The organism is Ulvibacter sp. MAR_2010_11, assembly GCF_002813135.1.
Classification (GTDB): domain Bacteria; phylum Bacteroidota; class Bacteroidia; order Flavobacteriales; family Flavobacteriaceae; genus Altibacter.
The window spans coordinates 2,042,031-2,059,643 of record NZ_PHTY01000001.1; the positions used below are offsets into that span (position 1 = coordinate 2,042,031).

General features: G+C 39.9%; 17 protein-coding genes. 6 read left to right on the forward strand and 11 right to left on the reverse strand.

Translation table 11 applies throughout. From position 1 onward, the window contains the following. The first annotated feature begins 93 nt into the window (after positions 1 to 93). From yidC to ATE92_RS09325, 5 genes are all read left to right on the forward strand, one after another. On the forward strand, positions 94 to 1,980 hold the full coding sequence (yidC, locus tag ATE92_RS09305; RefSeq protein WP_100803443.1) for a membrane protein insertase YidC: 1,887 nt from the start codon (positions 94 to 96) through the stop codon (positions 1,978 to 1,980). A gap of 267 nt (positions 1,981 to 2,247) precedes the next feature. Then, positions 2,248 to 2,943, forward strand: a complete 696-nt coding sequence (locus ATE92_RS09310) for a toxin-antitoxin system YwqK family antitoxin (RefSeq protein ID WP_100803444.1) — start codon at positions 2,248 to 2,250, stop codon at positions 2,941 to 2,943. A gap of 49 nt (positions 2,944 to 2,992) precedes the next feature. After that, positions 2,993 to 4,183: a tRNA 2-thiouridine(34) synthase MnmA gene (mnmA, locus tag ATE92_RS09315; RefSeq protein WP_100803445.1), complete on the forward strand. Its 1,191-nt coding sequence runs from the start codon at positions 2,993 to 2,995 to the stop codon at positions 4,181 to 4,183. A gap of 10 nt (positions 4,184 to 4,193) precedes the next feature. Continuing rightward, the gene (locus tag ATE92_RS09320; protein ID WP_100804405.1) at positions 4,194 to 5,816 is read left to right on the forward strand and encodes a S8 family serine peptidase; all 1,623 of its coding nucleotides are present in this window, start codon (positions 4,194 to 4,196) and stop codon (positions 5,814 to 5,816) included. Further along, entirely contained in the window at positions 5,816 to 6,757 is a 942-nt protein-coding gene (locus tag ATE92_RS09325) for a nitronate monooxygenase family protein (RefSeq protein ID WP_100803446.1), read from the forward strand. The genes ATE92_RS09320 and ATE92_RS09325 overlap by 1 nt, the downstream gene beginning before the upstream one ends. Here the strand turns inward: ATE92_RS09325 and ATE92_RS09330 are convergent. From ATE92_RS09330 to lysA, 11 genes are all read right to left on the reverse strand, one after another. After that, the gene (locus ATE92_RS09330; protein WP_100803447.1) at positions 6,754 to 7,188 is read right to left on the reverse strand and encodes an SRPBCC domain-containing protein; all 435 of its coding nucleotides are present in this window, start codon (positions 7,186 to 7,188) and stop codon (positions 6,754 to 6,756) included. The two genes, ATE92_RS09325 and ATE92_RS09330, sit on opposite strands and share 4 nt — an antisense overlap. Positions 7,189 to 7,193: 5 nt before the next feature. After that, positions 7,194 to 8,717 (reverse strand): bifunctional GNAT family N-acetyltransferase/carbon-nitrogen hydrolase family protein, encoded by a 1,524-nt coding sequence (locus tag ATE92_RS09335; RefSeq protein ID WP_100803448.1) that lies wholly within the window; start codon positions 8,715 to 8,717, stop codon positions 7,194 to 7,196. Positions 8,718 to 8,764: 47 nt separating this feature from the next. After that, a complete protein-coding gene (locus ATE92_RS09340; RefSeq protein ID WP_100803449.1) occupies positions 8,765 to 9,448 on the reverse strand; it encodes an N-formylglutamate amidohydrolase in 684 nt (227 codons plus the stop codon). Beyond that, positions 9,445 to 10,665, reverse strand: coding sequence for a glutamate-cysteine ligase family protein (locus ATE92_RS09345; protein ID WP_100803450.1), 1,221 nt, complete (start codon positions 10,663 to 10,665; stop codon positions 9,445 to 9,447). The genes ATE92_RS09340 and ATE92_RS09345 overlap by 4 nt, the downstream gene beginning before the upstream one ends. Before the next feature lies 1 nt (position 10,666). Next, positions 10,667 to 12,118, reverse strand: coding sequence for a RimK family protein (locus tag ATE92_RS09350; protein WP_100803451.1), 1,452 nt, complete (start codon positions 12,116 to 12,118; stop codon positions 10,667 to 10,669). A gap of 148 nt (positions 12,119 to 12,266) precedes the next feature. After that, positions 12,267 to 12,401, reverse strand: coding sequence for a hypothetical protein (locus ATE92_RS14225; RefSeq protein ID WP_255396943.1), 135 nt, complete (start codon positions 12,399 to 12,401; stop codon positions 12,267 to 12,269). Between the two features lie 18 nt (positions 12,402 to 12,419). Further along, the gene (locus ATE92_RS09355; RefSeq protein WP_157809603.1) at positions 12,420 to 12,689 is read right to left on the reverse strand and encodes a hypothetical protein; all 270 of its coding nucleotides are present in this window, start codon (positions 12,687 to 12,689) and stop codon (positions 12,420 to 12,422) included. Between the two features lie 88 nt (positions 12,690 to 12,777). Beyond that, a complete protein-coding gene (locus ATE92_RS09360; protein ID WP_100803453.1) occupies positions 12,778 to 13,272 on the reverse strand; it encodes an SRPBCC domain-containing protein in 495 nt (164 codons plus the stop codon). A 59-nt stretch (positions 13,273 to 13,331) separates the two neighbouring features. Beyond that, positions 13,332 to 13,712, reverse strand: coding sequence for a PaaI family thioesterase (locus ATE92_RS09365; protein ID WP_232729143.1), 381 nt, complete (start codon positions 13,710 to 13,712; stop codon positions 13,332 to 13,334). 77 nt (positions 13,713 to 13,789) lie between these two features. Next, positions 13,790 to 14,923, reverse strand: coding sequence for a serine hydrolase (locus tag ATE92_RS09370; protein ID WP_100803455.1), 1,134 nt, complete (start codon positions 14,921 to 14,923; stop codon positions 13,790 to 13,792). Between the two features lie 52 nt (positions 14,924 to 14,975). Continuing rightward, on the reverse strand, positions 14,976 to 16,181 hold the full coding sequence (gene lysA, locus ATE92_RS09375; protein ID WP_100803456.1) for a diaminopimelate decarboxylase: 1,206 nt from the start codon (positions 16,179 to 16,181) through the stop codon (positions 14,976 to 14,978). 188 nt (positions 16,182 to 16,369) lie between these two features. Between lysA and sucC the strand changes: the two genes are divergently transcribed. Continuing rightward, positions 16,370 to 17,563: an ADP-forming succinate--CoA ligase subunit beta gene (gene sucC / locus ATE92_RS09380; protein WP_100803457.1), complete on the forward strand. Its 1,194-nt coding sequence runs from the start codon at positions 16,370 to 16,372 to the stop codon at positions 17,561 to 17,563. Positions 17,564 to 17,613 lie beyond the last annotated feature (50 nt).

The following is a 17,613-nucleotide window of genomic DNA, read 5'->3' on the forward strand; positions in this document are numbered from 1 at the left end:
TTGGCGGAATGTAAAGAAAGGTCGGATAATTGATTAAAGATTGACAACATAAATTAACTACTTCTGAAAATGCTTCGGAAGCACCAATAAAATATGGAACAAAAGAAATTTGACAAGAACTCGTTGATTGGGTTTTTACTGATTGGAGGAATTTTAATCTGGATGCTCTACATTCAGAAGCCAACTCCCGAAGAAACTGAAGCTGAAAAAACCAAGACCGAACAGGTTGTCAATGCGGATAAAACGGCTTCAGACAAAACAACTTCAGTAGACACAACCTCTCTGGAGGGCGTGAACGAAATTACAGCCGCCAGTCCATCCGATTCTCTGGCACTGGATAAATTGAAGAACCAATTGGGTTCTTTTGCTTATTCCGGGACGCTACCTTCAGCAACCGATGCAACCACGGTGTTGGAAAACGAAGTCCTTATTCTTACAGTTAGCAACAAAGGTGGATATATAACTGAGGCGAAACTCAAGGAACATACCATGTACACCGGTGAGCCTGTGTATTTGATTAAAGATAACAGTGCTTCGCTGAATCTTCAATTTGCTTCAGAAAACAGAACGCTCAACACCAAAGACCTGTTCTTTGAACCAAGTTTGACCAAAAATGGTGAGAACAGTGTCTTAACCATGCGACTTAAGACTTCAGCAAATGCCTTTATTGAATATCGCTATGAAATGCTGCCCAACGATTATATGCTTGGGTTTACAATTAGAACGCAAGGCTTAAATGATGTTATAAACACAGGTCAACCCATGTATCTGGATTGGGGGCTGAAAGGATATCGTCATGCAAAAAGCATCACCTATGAAAACAGATATTCACGCCTAACCTACGAATACGAAAACGGAGATGATCACTCGAAATTAAGTCCGTCCGGCGACGATGAAGAGACTGAAACCGGCGTAACATGGATGAATTTCCGTCAGCATTTCTTTAGCTCCATGTTATTAACCGATACACCTTTTAAAGAAGTGAAATTGGCCTCGGTCGATTTGGTGATAGATGAAGAGATCGATACAGTTTATACAAAGCAATACAGTGCAAGAATGTTACTGGAGTCTAAAGGCGGAGACCTTGCATATAACATGAATATGTATTACGGGCCCACCGACTATCAGATTTTTAAAGAATACGATCGTAATCTGGACGAAGCCATGCCATTGGGTTGGGGAATTTTTGGAATGATAAACAAATACATTATTATTCCATTGTTCAGTTTCCTGAGTGATTTCCTACCTGCGGGAATTGCAATCATTGTTTTAACAATCTTAATAAAACTTGCACTTTCACCGGTTCAATACAAACAGTATCTCGCACAGGCCAAGATGAAGGTATTGAAACCCGAACTCGACGAGATCCGTGAGAAGTACAAGGACAACAAAATGAAGCAGCAACAGGAAACGCTGAAGCTGCAAAATATTGCAGGTGCGAGTCCGTTAAAGGGTTGTTTACCCGCTCTTTTACAAATTCCGGTGTTCTATGCCTTATTTACATTTTTCCCTACAGCATTCGATCTAAGACAGAAAAGTTTCCTTTGGGCAGAAGATCTGTCCAGTTACGATACCATAGCCGAGATTCCGCACATTCCATTTTATGGGGACCATATAAGTCTGTTTCCAATTTTGGCATCGCTGGCAATCTTTTGGTATATGACTATGACCATGGGGCAGAGTATGCAAACTCCGCAACCGGGAATGCCTAATATGAAGATTTTGATGTACATATCACCGCTTTTCATGTTGGTATTCTTTAACAACTATGCGAGTGGACTGTCTTTGTATTATTTTGTTTCCAACCTAATTACCATCGGTATTATGCTGATCATTAAGAATTTTATAATCGATGAGGACAAAATTCATGCAAAGATTCAGGTGAACAAGGCAAAACCGAAAAAACAGAATCGTTTTCAACGTAAAATGGCCGAAATGATGGAGCAGGCCGAGCAACAGAAGAAAGCCGGTAAAAAATAAGCGAAACTTTCTAAAGTGCTGGTTTTAATGTCTGTTCGGTCTTTCGACGTAGGTCAAGATAAACTCTGTCGAGAACTACAAGTTGGTGACTGTCAATTAGGTCTCGACTGCGCCTGCCTGCCGGTAGGCAAGGCTCGACCGGACAAGCCAACTTATTTTTATTTTTTAAACATACTCTTTGTTTCGATTTGGTACTTTTTTTGATTAAGAAATAACTCAATTCAATAGAATTAAAAATAATTCGTTTTTAAAAGAAACCTTACACCTATGCGAATATCACATTTTATGTTCTTCACTGCGATGCTGACTTGTTCGGTATTGCTTTCTCAAAACGACATCAATCAAAACGATGCTCAGGGGAAACGTCACGGTATTTGGAAAAAATACTTTCCGGGAACGAAACAACTTCGGTACGAAGGTTCCTTCGAACACGGGAAAGAAGTCGGGACCTTCAAATTTTACTGTGAAGAATGTGGTGACAAACCCACGGCTGTTAAAGAGTACAAATCGGGCGATAAATTTGCTTACGTAAAATATTATACCATAAAAGGAAAGTTGGTGAGCGAAGGGAAAATGGACGAAAAAGATAGAGAAGGCGAGTGGGTGTATTATCACAAAAAATCGAATGAGGTAATGACCCGCGAAAATTATGTCGACGGAAAACTGGATGGGAAGAAAATTACATATTACACCAATGGTAAAATCACCGAAGAACAAACCTATAAAAACGGAATCATGGAAGGTGAAAACAATTTCTATTCGCCCGAAGGTGTTCTCATAAAAAAACTAAAATATCGCAACGATCAATTGCAAGGTGAAGCAACTTATTTCGACGCACATGGAAATGTTGTGATTGAAGGATTTTATAAGGACGGACAAAAACACGGCTTGTGGAAATATTTCAAAAACGGAAAACTTGAATTTGAAGAAACGTACCCAAAACCTTTAAAGAAAGCAAATTAGGTTTCTAGGATAGTAGGTATTGTTGTAATTTTGCAGTGTAAAAAACACCATGAAAAAAAGAGTTGTTGTAGGATTGAGTGGAGGAGTAGACTCCAGTGTTGCTGCCTATTTGTTGCAGGAACAGGGCTATGATGTAATAGGCTTATTTATGAAAAACTGGCACGACGATTCTGTGACTATTTCTAAAGAGTGTCCCTGGTTAGAAGATAGTAACGACGCCATGTTAGTGGCTCAAAAATTAGGAATCCCTTTTCAAACGGTCGATTTAAGTGAGCAATACAAAGAACGTATTGTAGATTATATGTTTTACGAATACAAAATGGGGCGTACTCCCAACCCCGATGTGTTGTGTAATCGTGAGATTAAGTTCGATGTATTTATGAAAATTGCAATGGAACTGGGAGCCGATTTCGTGGCGACCGGTCATTATTGCCGAAAAGGAATCCTTCAGAAAGACGGTAAAGAGGTATATCAATTGCTTTCCGGGAAAGATTCTAACAAAGATCAGAGTTATTTTTTGTGTCAATTGTCTCAGGAACAGTTAGCAAAAACATTATTTCCCGTGGGAGAATTACTAAAGCCCGAAGTGCGTAAAATTGCTTCAGAACAAGGATTGATTACCGCCGAAAAGCGCGACTCACAAGGTTTGTGTTTTATCGGAAAAGTGAGACTCCCCGATTTTTTACAACAACAATTGGCACCCAAAGAAGGTGTAATAGTTGAAGTTCCTGCAGATTTTTCAGCATATGAAAAAAAAGTACCTGAATTCAATTCCGAAGAGGAAAAACTAAAATATATTTCTGAAAAACCGGTCTATTCCATGGACGACGGGAAAGTAATCGGAAAACATCAAGGGGCGCATTATTTTACAAAGGGACAACGCAAAGGCCTGGCCGTGGGGGGCACTCAGGAGCCCTTATTTGTTATCGACACCGATGTAAATGAAAACGTAATTTATACAGGCCAGGGTAAGAGTCATCCAGGACTGTATAGATCGGGATTGTTTGTACACCAAGAAGAAATACACTGGATACGTGAAGATCTTTCATTAGAGGAAGATGAAACTATGCAGGTTAAAGCCCGTATTCGATATAGACAACCTTTGGAAAATGCAACCTTACATAGAACCAATTCGGGACTTTATGTTATATTTGATAACCCGCAATCTGCAATCACTGAAGGTCAGTTTGTTGCCTGGTATCTCAACGAAGAATTGTTGGGAAGTGGTGTGATTGCTTAAAAAAAATACTATGAAAAAATTACTATTTCTCCTTGTCATTTTGACGTTACAACAATCTTATGCTCAAACACAGGATGCACTTGTGTTTTTTGCCGACAAAGAGGATGTAGCGGCATCAATAGCCAATCCAATTACAATTATGACCCAGGAGGCTATTGACCGCAAGGCATTGCACGACACGCCAATAGACGAACGCGATGTGCCTGTAAATGAAAATTATATTACTCAGGTTAAAAACGCCACAGGAATTTCGGTTTATGCCAAGTCAAAATGGATGAATTGTGTTTATGTGCGTGGCTCACAAAGCGATATAGAAAATCTTTTAAATTTAGCTTTTGTCACCGATGTTGAGTTTGCCGATAAGAGTTTAAATCTTTTTCCAAATCCTTTCCCTACAGAAGATAAATTTGCTTTCGAAAATCAATCAACGAGAACCATATATAATTATGGGGCTGCTGCCAATCAGACAGAAATGATTGCCATAGACTACGTTCACGAACAGGACTTTACCGGTGGAGGTATGATAGTAGCAGTTATGGACAGCGGATTCCCGAATGTGACGACTAATCCGGCATTTGCCGATGTAATTAGTGAAAACAGATTACTGGGAACCTATGATTTTGCTGAAAGACAAGTAAATGTAGACGGTACAGGATCACACGGATCGCGAACCTTTAGTGACATTGGCGCTTTTCTGCTAGATGAATTTGTGGGAACTGCTCCCGAAGCTTCTTTTTATTTATTCCGAACCGAATACGGTCCATCCGAAAACCCGGTTGAGGAAGCCTGGTGGGTGGAAGCATTGGAACGCGCCGATAGTCTGGGTGTAGATGTGATAAATACTTCGTTGGGATATCGGGCCTATGACAATTCAAATTACGATCATACCTATGCCGATCTTGATGGGCTTACAACTATTGCAGCGAGAGGAGCTAATCACGCCTTTGATAAAGGTATGCTTTTGGTTACCTCTGCCGGAAATGGAGGAAATAGTAGTTTCCCAACTGTTGGTACCCCGGGTGATGCCGTTGGAATCTTAACAATTGGCGCTGTAACCCCGGCGGGGAATTATGCTTCTTTCAGTTCTATAGGTCCTACTGTCGACGGTCGAATAAAACCCGATGTAATGGCACAAGGACAGGATGCTGCCGTGGTAGATCAAAACGGAAATGTAGACTTTAACAACGGAACTTCCTTCAGCTCGCCTATCATGGCAGGCGCAGTTGCCAGTTTATGGCAGGCACGCCCCGAATTGCGTAATTATCAAATCATGCAAATTATTCGGGAATCAGCCAATTTATATAACAACCCAACAAACCAGATGGGGTACGGGATTCCTAATTTTGAAGATGCCTACAATGCAGTGATTACCTTGGGTATTGAAGAAGAAATGCTCGAATCTCAGTTTGCGTTATACCCTAATCCGGTTCTAGATAGATTAAACATTTCCTTTCCCAAAGATGTTACAACAGCTCGTATAGCAATATACAACGTCTTAGGAGAAAAAGTGCTTTCAAGCGAAATCACTCCAACAAATAATGTGCTGAACGTTGTCAATTTAAAATCGGGAATTTATATTGCCAGTATTGAATCGAACAACAAAACCAACAGCTATAAAATTGTAAAGAGGTAGTGCAAAACCGAATTACGGAACTATTTAACATTCAATATCCAATCATTCAGGCGGGAATGATATGGAACAGTGGCTGGCGACTCGCAAGCGCTGTTAGCAACGCAGGTGGATTGGGTTTATTAGGCGCAGGCTCAATGTATCCCGAAGTGCTTAGGGAGCACATTATTAAATGTAAAAATGCGACCGACAAGCCTTTTGGGGTAAATGTTCCCATGCTATACCCCGATATCGATAAAATCATCAAAATAATTGTCGAAGAAAAAGTTGGAATTGTTTTTACTTCGGCAGGAAATCCTAAAACATATACGGCTCAACTAAAAGCACACGGCATCACGGTGGTGCATGTGGTGAGCAGTGTAAAATTTGCATTAAAAGCACAAGAAGCCGGGGTGGATGCTGTTGTCGCAGAAGGCTTTGAAGCCGGAGGTCACAACGGCCGTGAAGAGACTACCACTTTTACGCTCATTCCAATGGTGAAGGAGCAGATTTCCGTCCCTTTGATCGCGGCAGGAGGTATCGCAACCGGAAAAGGAATGCTAGCTGCTATGGTACTAGGCGCCGATGGCGTGCAGGTTGGAAGCCGTTTTGTTGCTTCGGAAGAATCTTCCTCACACCTTGCTTTTAAACAATTGGTTGTAGATGCAAAGGAAGGAGATACCCTGCTTACTTTGAAGGAGTTGGCGCCTGTAAGAATGCTGAAAAATAAGTTTTTTGAAGAGGTGATGCAATTGTACACTACCAATCCTACTAAAGAGGCACTTCAGGAATTATTGGGGCGAGCACGTGCAAAACGCGGGATGTTTGAAGGTGATTTGGAAAACGGAGAATTGGAAATTGGACAAATTGCCGGACTAATTCACGATATAAAGCCTGCTGCAGAGATTGTAAAAGACATGATGACCGAATTTGAAGCTGCCAAACTCGAAGCTTCAAAACTCTAATTATACTTACCACTTCGCAGATTTATGCCTGTATACAAATAGGCTTTTAGCGAACAGATAAAATCGGTCCAACCTTGCGTTTGTTGCATGGCCTTTGCAACTCCTTCTTCCGAAAATTCAAAAGTGCGCTCCGTAATTTCCAGTGTTGTTTTGGAAGTTGTTTCGGAATGAAAGGAAAGTGTCACTTCAGCTTTAACACCGCTGGCAGACCAATCAAATACAATTTTTCGGTTTAGGACAACCTCTTTCACATCAACATTTACAGTTACGTTGTAATCTGCAAATTCCCATTTTATTTTGGCTCCTTCGGTGATACGCGCATTCGTTGCAGAAACAAAATAGCCGGTTAACTTCTCCGGGTTGACAATTGCTTCAAATACCTCTTCAACGGACCTTTGAATAGTATTTTTTACTTTAACGTCGAGTTTCATAAGGGCTATTTTTTTCTCAATTCAAAAAGATCTGTCCTACGGTCTCTTAAATTACGAACAGCTCCAAATTGATTGAGTTGTCGCAACAAATCGATGTCTACATCGGCAATTAGTATCATTTCGGTATTGGGAGTTGCTTCGGCTTTTATTCCTGTTGCAGGGAAGGCAAAGTCGCAAGGGGTAAATACCATCGACTGTGCATACTGCATGTCCATATTTTCCACCTTCGGTAAGTTCCCAACACTACCCGCAATGGCGACGTAACATTCGTTTTCGATGGCTCTGGCTTGTGCACAAAGACGCACTCTCGAATAACCGTTTTGCGTATCCGTAAGGAAGGGTACAAATAAAATGTCCATCCCTTCATCGGCTAACAATCTACTTAGTTCAGGGAATTCGGAGTCGTAACAAATTAGAACGCCAATCTTTCCGCAATCGGTATCAAACACCTTGAGTTCACTTCCACCCTGTAAGCCCCAAACCTTGGCTTCATCCGGGGTGACGTGTAATTTCACATAGCGTTCCAGACTTCCGTCACGGCGACACAAATAGCCTACATTATACAATTTTCCATCTCTGATTTCGGGCATACTGCCACAGATAATATTGATGTTGTAGGAGATGGATAATTCGGCAAATTTTTCGACAATAGCTGCCGAGTGCTTTGCGAGTTCCCGAATCGCTTCCGGAACCGCCATATGGTTATTTTCTGCCATTAACGGCGCCATAAAAAATTCAGGAAAAAGTGCAAAATCAGATCGATACCCGGAAACGGCATCTACAAAAAATTCTACCTGTTGCATTAATTCATCCAGGTTTTTATAGGGTCGCATTTGCCACTGGATTAGTCCCAGGCGTACAATTTTTTTAACTGTCGCTGCTTTTTTTGGCTTTTTTTCGTAGTAAATATTATCCCACTCGAGCAGCACAGCATAATCGTTAGATGCATGATCGCCTTCGAGGTAATTCTTTAGAATTTTTGATGGGTGAAAATCGTTGGAAATCTGAAAGTTAAACACCGGATCATGGATTTCTTTCATTTTCACCTTGGCAATGTATTCTTTGGGAGATAAAGTATCGGAATATTTGTGATAATTCGGAATTCTGCCACCAAAGGCCACACCTCTTAAATTAAGTCGTTCGCAAAGTTCCTTTCTGTAATCGTACAACCGTCTTCCGAGACGCATTCCGCGAAATTCAGGTTTTATAAAAACATCGATGCCGTACAATACATCGCCATCATTGGAATGGGTACTAAAGGTGTAATTTCCTGTAATTTCGGCATAGGAGTGATGTTCGTCAAACTTGTCGTAATCCAAAATAATAGACAAGGCGCAACCCGCTAATTGGTTATTGATTTTGATAGTTACCTGTCCTTCCGGGAACTCCTCTATAAGTCGCTGGATTTGAAGTTCGGACCAATGCGTGTTTTCCATATTCGAATACGATTGGATCATGGCACTCTTCAGTTCTTCGTAATCATTAACACTTAAAAAAGTAAGCTCTATGTTTTCAATTTCTTTCATCATAAAAAATGGGATACAGGTATTTGTAATGTTTGTAAAGTTAACATTAATCAGCTAATTAGCAGGCTTAGAGTGTTTTTTAATTGTAATTTCAATTGCTTCGGAAATTTGTTTTCTGTAACTAACGCCTGATTTATTTCCAATTCGATTCCAATATAATTGTTTTTAAATTTTTTCCGAAGAAAACTCGTGAAACCATCTGCGTTGCCTAAATAAGGATAGTTATTGCGAATTTTCAGATTTTTATTTTCGGTTTTCAGCTGAAGCTTCAACTTTTCACAAAACTGCTTTTCCTCCTTTCTTTTAGAATCGTACAACAATCCGATGTCGTTATTTCGAATTTTACCGCTTAATTGAGGCGTAAAAGAATGCAGCGAAATGTGCAGTACTGTATTTTTCGAACGAATCTCTTTTTCTATGGCTTCTACCAAAGCATTTCGATACGGCAGGTAATAGGTTTCGATAAGTTGATCTTTGGTTTCTTGTGTACAGTCTTTAGTAATTTCTGAAAATAATTTGGGATGATGTAACGATCGGTTGCATTCAATAAGCAATCGGCTCAGCACATTACTTTTTCCAAAGACAGCCAATGACTTTAAATACTCAAAAAGATCCAAAGTTCCGGGGTCGTAGCCTCGGTGTGTCTGTAACGAGGCCTCCTGACCTTCAAATAATGGAAGGTATTTCGCGGGAATTTCATTTCCACCGTGTTCACAGGATAGTATCAGTTTCATGGAACAAATAGGTTGTTATTTTGCAAGCAGGTTGCCAATTCTCGATATACCCTTTTAATGGAGTTTTCATTGAAATCCCCATCGAGTGCCGAAAGAATCCTGGTCGAGAGTGTTCCTTCTTGTAAAATTATCTCCATTGTTTCTCTGTATTGTTGAGAAATATTGGCGGAAACATCCCTGTACAGTTTTGTCCAAATCTGTTGGGCTGTAGCGTAATGATTCAATCCAAATAGTTTTACGTATTCTAAATTCTCTACTTGGGCGGTTTCACCATCTTTGATGACAGAATTGAGAATGGCAAGCAAATCATCTTCGTACCAAGATTTTTGATCTTCTAATGATGTATATGCTTCAGCGACAAGTTTTTTTAATACTTCAATCACCAGAACTGCAATGGCAATATCAGCCTTAGGGCATTCCTGAATGTCGATTACCCTAATTTCAATGGCATTACGGTCGAAACGGGCAATGGCGCCCCGTGAGTTTAAAAAATGATGATCCAGAATGTTTTCGGTATCATACGGTTTAATAGCACTATTTATTGGATTGAATATTTTTTTGTCATACGCCTCTTTGGTAAAAACCTGCTCGGGAATTACCTTCCCGGTCATTGCCGGAATTTCTTTTTGATTGGTTTTATAAACTTCCATCCTTGTATCCTTAAACCCCGTGAACTTTCCTTCAAAAATAGGGGAGCTTGCGCTCAAAGCAGGTATGATAGGTAATAGCACACGTATAGCGGCGTGTAATTTTTCAAATTCCACATCATTTGAGAACGGCAAATTAATATGCATGCTTTGCACATTGGACCAACCATGCCCATTGCAGTTGAACACCCGGTTGTACAACGCATAAATTTTGCTGTAACTGTGTTGCCAGAGTTTCATTTCGGTTTTGGGATCCATTAAAGGATGAGAGGCTGTTGGAAGTAAAACGGCATCGAATTTTTCGAGCAGTTGATTCATTTCAACTACATTTTTGTGAAAAACATCCGATAGCGAGTCTAATTGATCGGTTGGACCATTGGTTTTCATTTCCACCACATGTGCCACCAATTCGTTGCTCCATTCTATCGCTCCATTGTCAACATCAGAGGTAATTGATCCGTGCTTAGCGGAAAGTAATTTGTCAACAATAGGCGAGACCTTCAAATCGGTGGTAGTTACCACCATATATTCAAGTTCGATACCAAATACTTCAAAAAGATGATATGCCATACTATTTGTCTTCCAGTCTTTTAATCAAGGCTTCAATGATTCGCGAATAGACCAAATCTCCGTAAAATGCGTCTTCAACCCCAAAATCGATATTCGGGTTGTCGTTTATTTCAATTACCAGAGGCTTCCCGTCTACTTCTTTAATATCGATTCCATACAACCCCATACCCATAATTTTAGCAGTGTTTAGCGCTGTTTCCAAAATGGACTTCGGAACATCTTCTATCGCAAGACAATCGGCATTTCCATCCTGATCGTCCTTTTTCTCGGCGTCCCAATTGTAAATCTGCCAGTGCCCTTTTGCCATATAATATCTACAGGCGAATAAAGGCTTTCCATCTAATATACCAATGCGCCAGTCGTAGTCTGAAGGGCAAAATTCTTGTGCAATAATAAGATCCGATTCCTGAAGCATATGTTTTACCAAACTTTGGTACTCCTCTTCGGTTTTTGCTTTTTTTACGCCAAAGGAAAAGGTAGAGTCGGGTGCTTTTAACACACAGGGTAATTTGACAGCTTCTAGGGCTTCCATAATATTATCCTGGTGTATGATAACTGTTTTAGGAGCCGGAATACCTGCATTTGCAAGTGCTTCGGCCATAAACACCTTGTTGCAGCATTTTAAAATGGCATCGGGATAATCCACAATTGCAATATTTTCCTGTTGTGCCTTTCGGGCAAACGCATAGGCTTCGTTGTGAACTTCGGTGCTTTGCCGAATAAGTAACGCATCGAAAGCCGAAAGGCGTGATAAATCCTTCGGGCCTATAACTTCTACATAAAAATTGAGTTTCTCGGCGACTTCGACAAATTTTTTAATTGCTTTTAAATTACTAGGCGGTGCCGGATCGTCTTTTTCCACTAAAATTGCCAGATCATATATGGCCTTATTAGGCTTCGGGGTGTCGTATCGTTTCTTTGAAAAATATTGAAGGGCAAAATCGTGCGCAATTTTTTTGTGTTCTTCAGGAATTTCAAGGATCGAAATAGCACGGATGCTCTGTATTTTCCAGCGATTGCTATAGCTGAATTTTATAAGAAGAAAGGGTATTTGAAAATGTTTGTGAAACATGGCACTCAGTTCCTTGTACTTGAGCGCAACGTTCTGGCCGAAATATACACTTAGCACAAACTCTCGCGATTTTATTCCTTTTAAGCTTTGCTGAATGAGGTCATCGAACTCTTCCGAAACAATCCGGACGAGTTTGGGTGCCTTTAAGTCTACCAGGTTTTTTATCGTAGGAATAGGCAAATGCCCTCGGGCTTCCGCCAGGAGCGAAACATAATATCCCTTTGACTGATACGAATAGTTTCGGCAGAGGTTAAAAATTCGAGCCTTTTTTAATTTAGAATATTCGGGATTGGTAAGATATTCCTGTGAAGAAACGATAGGTATATTTTCACCTAAAAACTCCCAGTTTTTAGGATTGTCTACCACAATGTATTTGTTCATCTAATGATTTAAAAACAGATCAAATGTAAATTAATTTTTGATTGGCGGATAGTTCTTAACATTTTGTTTAACTATTTTTTTTCCGACTATAAAATAGCGCTATCCGTTCTATAATGAACGATTTACGGTTGTCTTAGCCAGGTATAAGTTATTTTTCCTTCCAAACGCCGTCACAATCCATTTCAAAGGAGGTGGTGATAAGACTTTCAGCAGTAATTCTAGATTCATGTCGTTCTTCCCATGTTCGTCCGTCGGTAAGTGAAAAGGTTTGAATAGATTCCATTATTTCTTCAGAAAGGGGCTATACTGTTCCAATTCCTGTAATTCCATTGTGCCCAAACTGAACAAGGACCCCTACATTGTTCACATTGTCCCAATACTGTCTGAATTGCCAAAAATCACCACTTTCTTTTCCGTCGAAAATTCCGTATAGTCGACCAATAATACTGGCTTGTCCAATTCCCCACGTCCATTCCATTCCGTAAGATTGGTAGGGTTCTTCGGCAGAAGTATAGGTAGCATTGATCGCCACCCAAATCCCAATGTCGCTTTTAAATCCTGTAAAAACCACTCCGGGATACTATTAGATTGTGCGACTGTGACATGTGAAGAAACCTACGAGATTAGAATAATTAAAAATTTCCGAATGTGCTTCATCGTTAATTATTGAGCATAGGTTTTAGTTTCGGGTCCTTATTGCGAAGGTCTAAACCACCTTCGTATACCGACTTTAAATTCACTATATAAAATGACCATCCGTTATCACATCCAAGCCTTATATTTTGTTTAGAGTCGTCGTCTGTAGGGATGTTGGATTGGGCAATAGAAACTATGGTTCCCTTTTCATATATTTCAAAATGTACATCCACCAGACAGTTTCCGGCAAATGTAAATTGTAAATGATCTTTTCCATTTACTTTGGTAATCTTTCCTTCTTCAGTACCATCCCAAAGATGCCATTGCCATTTGTAGGTATCACCTATTTTAATGCGTTGTGATTTGGAAATAGACTTTCCTTCAGCATTGGTAAAGTCGGCATCCTTTAAAAACCAACGCTCCAATTCGGCAGGAATTATCCAGGCATCGTACAAGGATTGAATATTGGCCTCGATAGCCAACTTTCGCGAAAATTTGGTCCAATCGAAATTTTTCATATCTCTTAAAATTAGATACTTATAAAGATACTAAATTATGTGCTTGATTTCGAAAAGGATTACTTACCGTCCTCTCTGTCGTGGAGTTGCATTAGGGAAGCCTGTACTACAGCGCTTAATTTTTCAGTGCCATTCGTTACTGAAAAAACACGAGTATTGCATAAGGTTATCGTCCTTCCGCGGTGAAGAACTTCGGCTTTTGCCAGTAAAAAATCTCCCTGGCCGGGAGCAATGAGATTGATTTTAAATTCGACGGTCAATATAGAGGAAGAAGCCTCCATAAGTGTAAACGCAGCATACCCTGAAGCGTTGTCGGCGATTGTAGCAACTACTCCCGCATGAAAAAAACCGTGCTGTTGAGTTAATTCTTCAGCATATGGAAGCTTTATTTCGCAGTAACCGGGTCTTACTGCTATCAATTCTGCACCTATATGTTTCATGAACAATTGTTTCTTGAAACTTTCCCTAACCTTTTCTTCAAAAAGAGAATGCTTGGCTTCGAATTGAGGGACTTTCATCACTTTTTGCGTCGAAGTTCGTAATTGTATATCTCTCTCCCAAGTTGGGCTAAGAAGGGGATCCCTATGGTTTCATACTCGTAAACTTCGTCATTAAATATCCCGTTTTTGTTCACCAATATGGTTGCCGAAAGTAAAAATTGCACGCCTTCTTTTTCATCGACAATATAAGCTGTGTCGGTCAAAGTACCGTAAGCATACCCAACCTTGTTATAGATTTTTATATGATCGGGAATTGGGTCTTTACTATCTCCAAAAATGAAAAACTTGCCGTAACTGTCATAAAATTCCTTTTGGTTGTATCCGGCTTCTCTGGGCAAAGTTCGCATTGCGGTAGTCAATGTTTCTTTTGCTGAAGGGGTTAATCCAAATTGTTCCTCTTTTGAAAAATTGTCTTCAAAGAATATCCTCTTTAAAAGGTCATGTTGCGTTTTTAGCGGAAAGTAATTTTTTTGGGAAAAATCCATTGGTTTTTTAATGAGAGAATCATTTCTCATAAAACTTTTTCCTTTCTGTGTTCCTTTTAAAATAGTCTTTTCTATAGAGCCATCCTTGTCGCTGTTATATGCTACCGGGAGTGTATCTTTCTTTGGGAAGAAAAGCGTTTTTCGTTTCTGGTTCGCGGCACTGTCAACATCCAGACGATGTGTTATTCTAACCGGGGATAAGCCCAAACGTCTTAGCCTTTTATTGCAATAATCCCTTCCTAAATACTCATACAGTCTGTTATATGCCTCATTATCGCTCACGGTGAAGATTTTTAGAATATCATCCCCAACGGTATGCAAAGCCGAATCATTACCAATGCGATACGGACTGTCCAGCGTAAGGCTATCGAAATTGTGAATTAGTTTTTCAACAGCTAAAACTGCAACGGGCAGTTTTACGGAACTTGCAGGGTAAAAATAATTACCCGCATCCAATTGAAATGAATAATCGGTAAAGGTGACGGCACCTGTTGAATCCTTGTCGATTTGTGTATAAAGAATTTGTACTTCATACCCGTTAGGATCTTCCATAACCTCTTTAATAGCCGGATGCTTGCTTTTTAGGGCAATGTCCAAAGGAGAAGTAGGCTCAGTATCACAAGCCAGGAATTGAAGAATGCATAAAAGAGCAACAATTTTTTTCATATCTAAAAATAGGAATAAAAAAAACACCTTCGATGACCGAAGGTGTATTTACTTAAAATGTTATAGCAATTTGATTTTTTATAATATCATCGAATGTTTCCCGCTTGCGTATTAAATGTGCTTCATCCTTATACCATAGTACTTCTGCGGGACGATAGCGTGAATTATAATTACTGGCCATAGTAAAGCAATACGCCCCTGCATTGCTAAAAGCCAGGATGTCTCCTTCATGGATTTCGGCAATTCGACGGTTGTTGGCAAAGGTGTCGGTTTCACAAATGTACCCTACCACGCTGTAAAAACGTTCCTTTCCCTTCGGATTAGAAACATTTTCAATCCCGTGTTCAGATCCGTAGAGCATAGGTCGAATTAAATGATTAAATCCACTGTCCACCTGCGCGAATACGGTAGAAGTCGTTTGTTTTACCACATTCACTTTTACCAGAAATTTCCCCGCTTCACTCACCAGAAATTTCCCCGGTTCGAAGGCCAGCGTTAGCTCTTTTCCATATTCTTTGCAAAATTGATTAAATCGCTTGCTTAGTTTTTCGCCCAGCTCTTCAATATTGGTTTCAATGTCGTCTTTTTTGTACGGCACTTTGAAACCACTTCCAAAATCGATAAACTCCAAATTTTTAAAATGGGTTGCTGTTTGGAATAAAATTTCCGAAGCATATAAAAACACTTCAATATCTAAAATATCACTTCCGGTATGCATGTGAATACCGTTGATGTTCATTTTGGTATTTTTTACGATACGTTCTATATGCGGCATCTGATGTATTGAAATTCCAAACTTGCTGTCTATATGTCCTACCGAAATATTCGTATTGCCACCGGCCATTACGTGAGGGTTAATACGGATACAAACCGGAATATCGGGATGTTTGGTTCCAAATTGTTCTAAGATAGATAGGTTGTCGATGTTAATTTGAACCCCTAAACCCGCTGCGCGTTCTATTTCTTCCAGCGAAACACCGTTGGGTGTGAATATAATTTTTTCGGGAAGAACGCCGGCTTCCAAAGCCAATCGCACCTCCTGTATAGAAACAGTATCCATCCCACTTCCCAAAGTGCTCAATAATTTCAGCACCGAAATATTGGAAAGGGCTTTTACTGCGTAGTTAATTTTTACATGTTTAACCTTTTTAAACGCGCTCGTTAAACGTTTATACTGCGATTCAATCTTTGAGGCGTCATACACATACACAGGGCTTCCATATTGCTCTGCAACTGCTAAAAGGTCTTGATGTTTCATTTGTTTTTTAATTAATAAATTTCAGGGTGCAAAAATACTAGCTACGAGAAGATTAATTGATAATAAAATGATAAAATCTGTGATATTTTTTCTGTTGAGGGTTTTTAGTAAGCAGCAACCTAAAAAAGATTAGTCCAATCCTTGAACATTTGCTATTTTTGCACTTTCAAAAACGACAAACCTGCACTATGAATTTACATGAATATCAAGGAAAAGAAATACTGAATAGTTTTGGAGTTGAAATACAACGTGGTATTGTTGCCACAACTCCTGCCGAAGCGGTTGCGGCGGCAAAAAAACTAACGGAGGACACCGGCACCGGCTGGCATGTGATAAAAGCACAGGTGCATGCGGGAGGACGTGGAAAAGGAGGCGGCGTAAAGCTTGCAAAAAATTTAGCCGAAGTAGAGCAAATAGCAGGCGATATTATCGGGATGAATTTAATTACCCCTCAAACCAGTGCTGAAGGAAAAAAAGTACACCAGGTTTTAATTACCGAAGATGTATACTATCCGGGAGACAGTGAGCCGGAAGAATTCTATATGAGTGTTCTTTTAAATCGCGGTACAGGGAAAAATATGATTATGTACTCCACCGAAGGAGGGATGGATATTGAAACGGTTGCTGAAGAAACTCCTCATCTAATCTTTACTGAAGAAATAGATCCGGCTGTTGGATTGATGCCTTTCCAAGCCAGAAGAGTAGCTTTTAATTTAGGCGTTAGCGGACAGGCTTTTAAACAAATGACAAAATTTGTTACAGCCTTATATACGGCCTATATCAATTCGGATGCTTCACTTTTCGAAATCAATCCGGTTCTTAAAACCAGTGACGATAGAGTGATTGCTGTAGATGCCAAAGTAAGTATCGATGACAACGCCTTATTTCGTCATAAAGATTATGAAGATATGCGCGATCTTCGGGAAGAAAATGCTGTTGAAGTAGAAGCCAAAGCTGCGGGATTAAACTATGTAGATTTGGACGGTAACGTTGGATGTATGGTAAACGGAGCCGGTCTGGCGATGGCAACCATGGATTTAATTAAGCAAGCCGGAGGTGAACCTGCCAACTTTCTGGACGTTGGAGGAACAGCAGATGCAGAACGTGTTGAGATTGCTTTCAAACTAATTTTAAAAGATCCTAACGTAAAAGCCATTTTGGTTAATATCTTTGGTGGTATTGTACGATGTGATCGTGTAGCACAAGGTATCGTGGACGCTTATAAGAATATGGGAACCATCAATGTGCCAATAATAGTACGTTTACAAGGTACCAATGCCGATATTGCAAAGGAAATTATAGACAACAGCGGATTGGACGTGTATAGTGCCATCGAATTTCAGGAAGCGGCAAACAAGGTTCAAGCCTTGCTAAAGCTCTAGAGAATTACAATCTATTTATCATAAAGCCTTCTCAATGAGAGGGCTTTTTT

Coding starts and splice junctions, on each gene's coding strand:
- ATE92_RS09365 (WP_232729143.1), bottom strand. CDS start 13,712: ATGAAACATATAGGTGCAGAATTGATAGCAGTAAGACCCGGTTACTGC.
- ATE92_RS09340 (WP_100803449.1), bottom strand. CDS start 9,448: ATGAAACTGATACTATCCTGTGAACACGGTGGAAATGAAATTCCCGCG.
- yidC (WP_100803443.1), top strand. CDS start 94: ATGGAACAAAAGAAATTTGACAAGAACTCGTTGATTGGGTTTTTACTG.
- ATE92_RS09310 (WP_100803444.1), top strand. CDS start 2,248: ATGCGAATATCACATTTTATGTTCTTCACTGCGATGCTGACTTGTTCG.
- lysA (WP_100803456.1), bottom strand. CDS start 16,181: ATGAAACATCAAGACCTTTTAGCAGTTGCAGAGCAATATGGAAGCCCT.
- sucC (WP_100803457.1), top strand. CDS start 16,370: ATGAATTTACATGAATATCAAGGAAAAGAAATACTGAATAGTTTTGGA.
- ATE92_RS09345 (WP_100803450.1), bottom strand. CDS start 10,665: ATGGCATATCATCTTTTTGAAGTATTTGGTATCGAACTTGAATATATG.
- ATE92_RS14225 (WP_255396943.1), bottom strand. CDS start 12,401: ATGGAATCTATTCAAACCTTTTCACTTACCGACGGACGAACATGGGAA.
- ATE92_RS09320 (WP_100804405.1), top strand. CDS start 4,194: ATGAAAAAATTACTATTTCTCCTTGTCATTTTGACGTTACAACAATCT.
- ATE92_RS09330 (WP_100803447.1), bottom strand. CDS start 7,188: ATGAAACTCGACGTTAAAGTAAAAAATACTATTCAAAGGTCCGTTGAA.
- ATE92_RS09370 (WP_100803455.1), bottom strand. CDS start 14,923: ATGAAAAAAATTGTTGCTCTTTTATGCATTCTTCAATTCCTGGCTTGT.
- mnmA (WP_100803445.1), top strand. CDS start 2,993: ATGAAAAAAAGAGTTGTTGTAGGATTGAGTGGAGGAGTAGACTCCAGT.
- ATE92_RS09335 (WP_100803448.1), bottom strand. CDS start 8,717: ATGATGAAAGAAATTGAAAACATAGAGCTTACTTTTTTAAGTGTTAAT.
- ATE92_RS09350 (WP_100803451.1), bottom strand. CDS start 12,118: ATGAACAAATACATTGTGGTAGACAATCCTAAAAACTGGGAGTTTTTA.
- ATE92_RS09360 (WP_100803453.1), bottom strand. CDS start 13,272: ATGAAAAATTTCGATTGGACCAAATTTTCGCGAAAGTTGGCTATCGAG.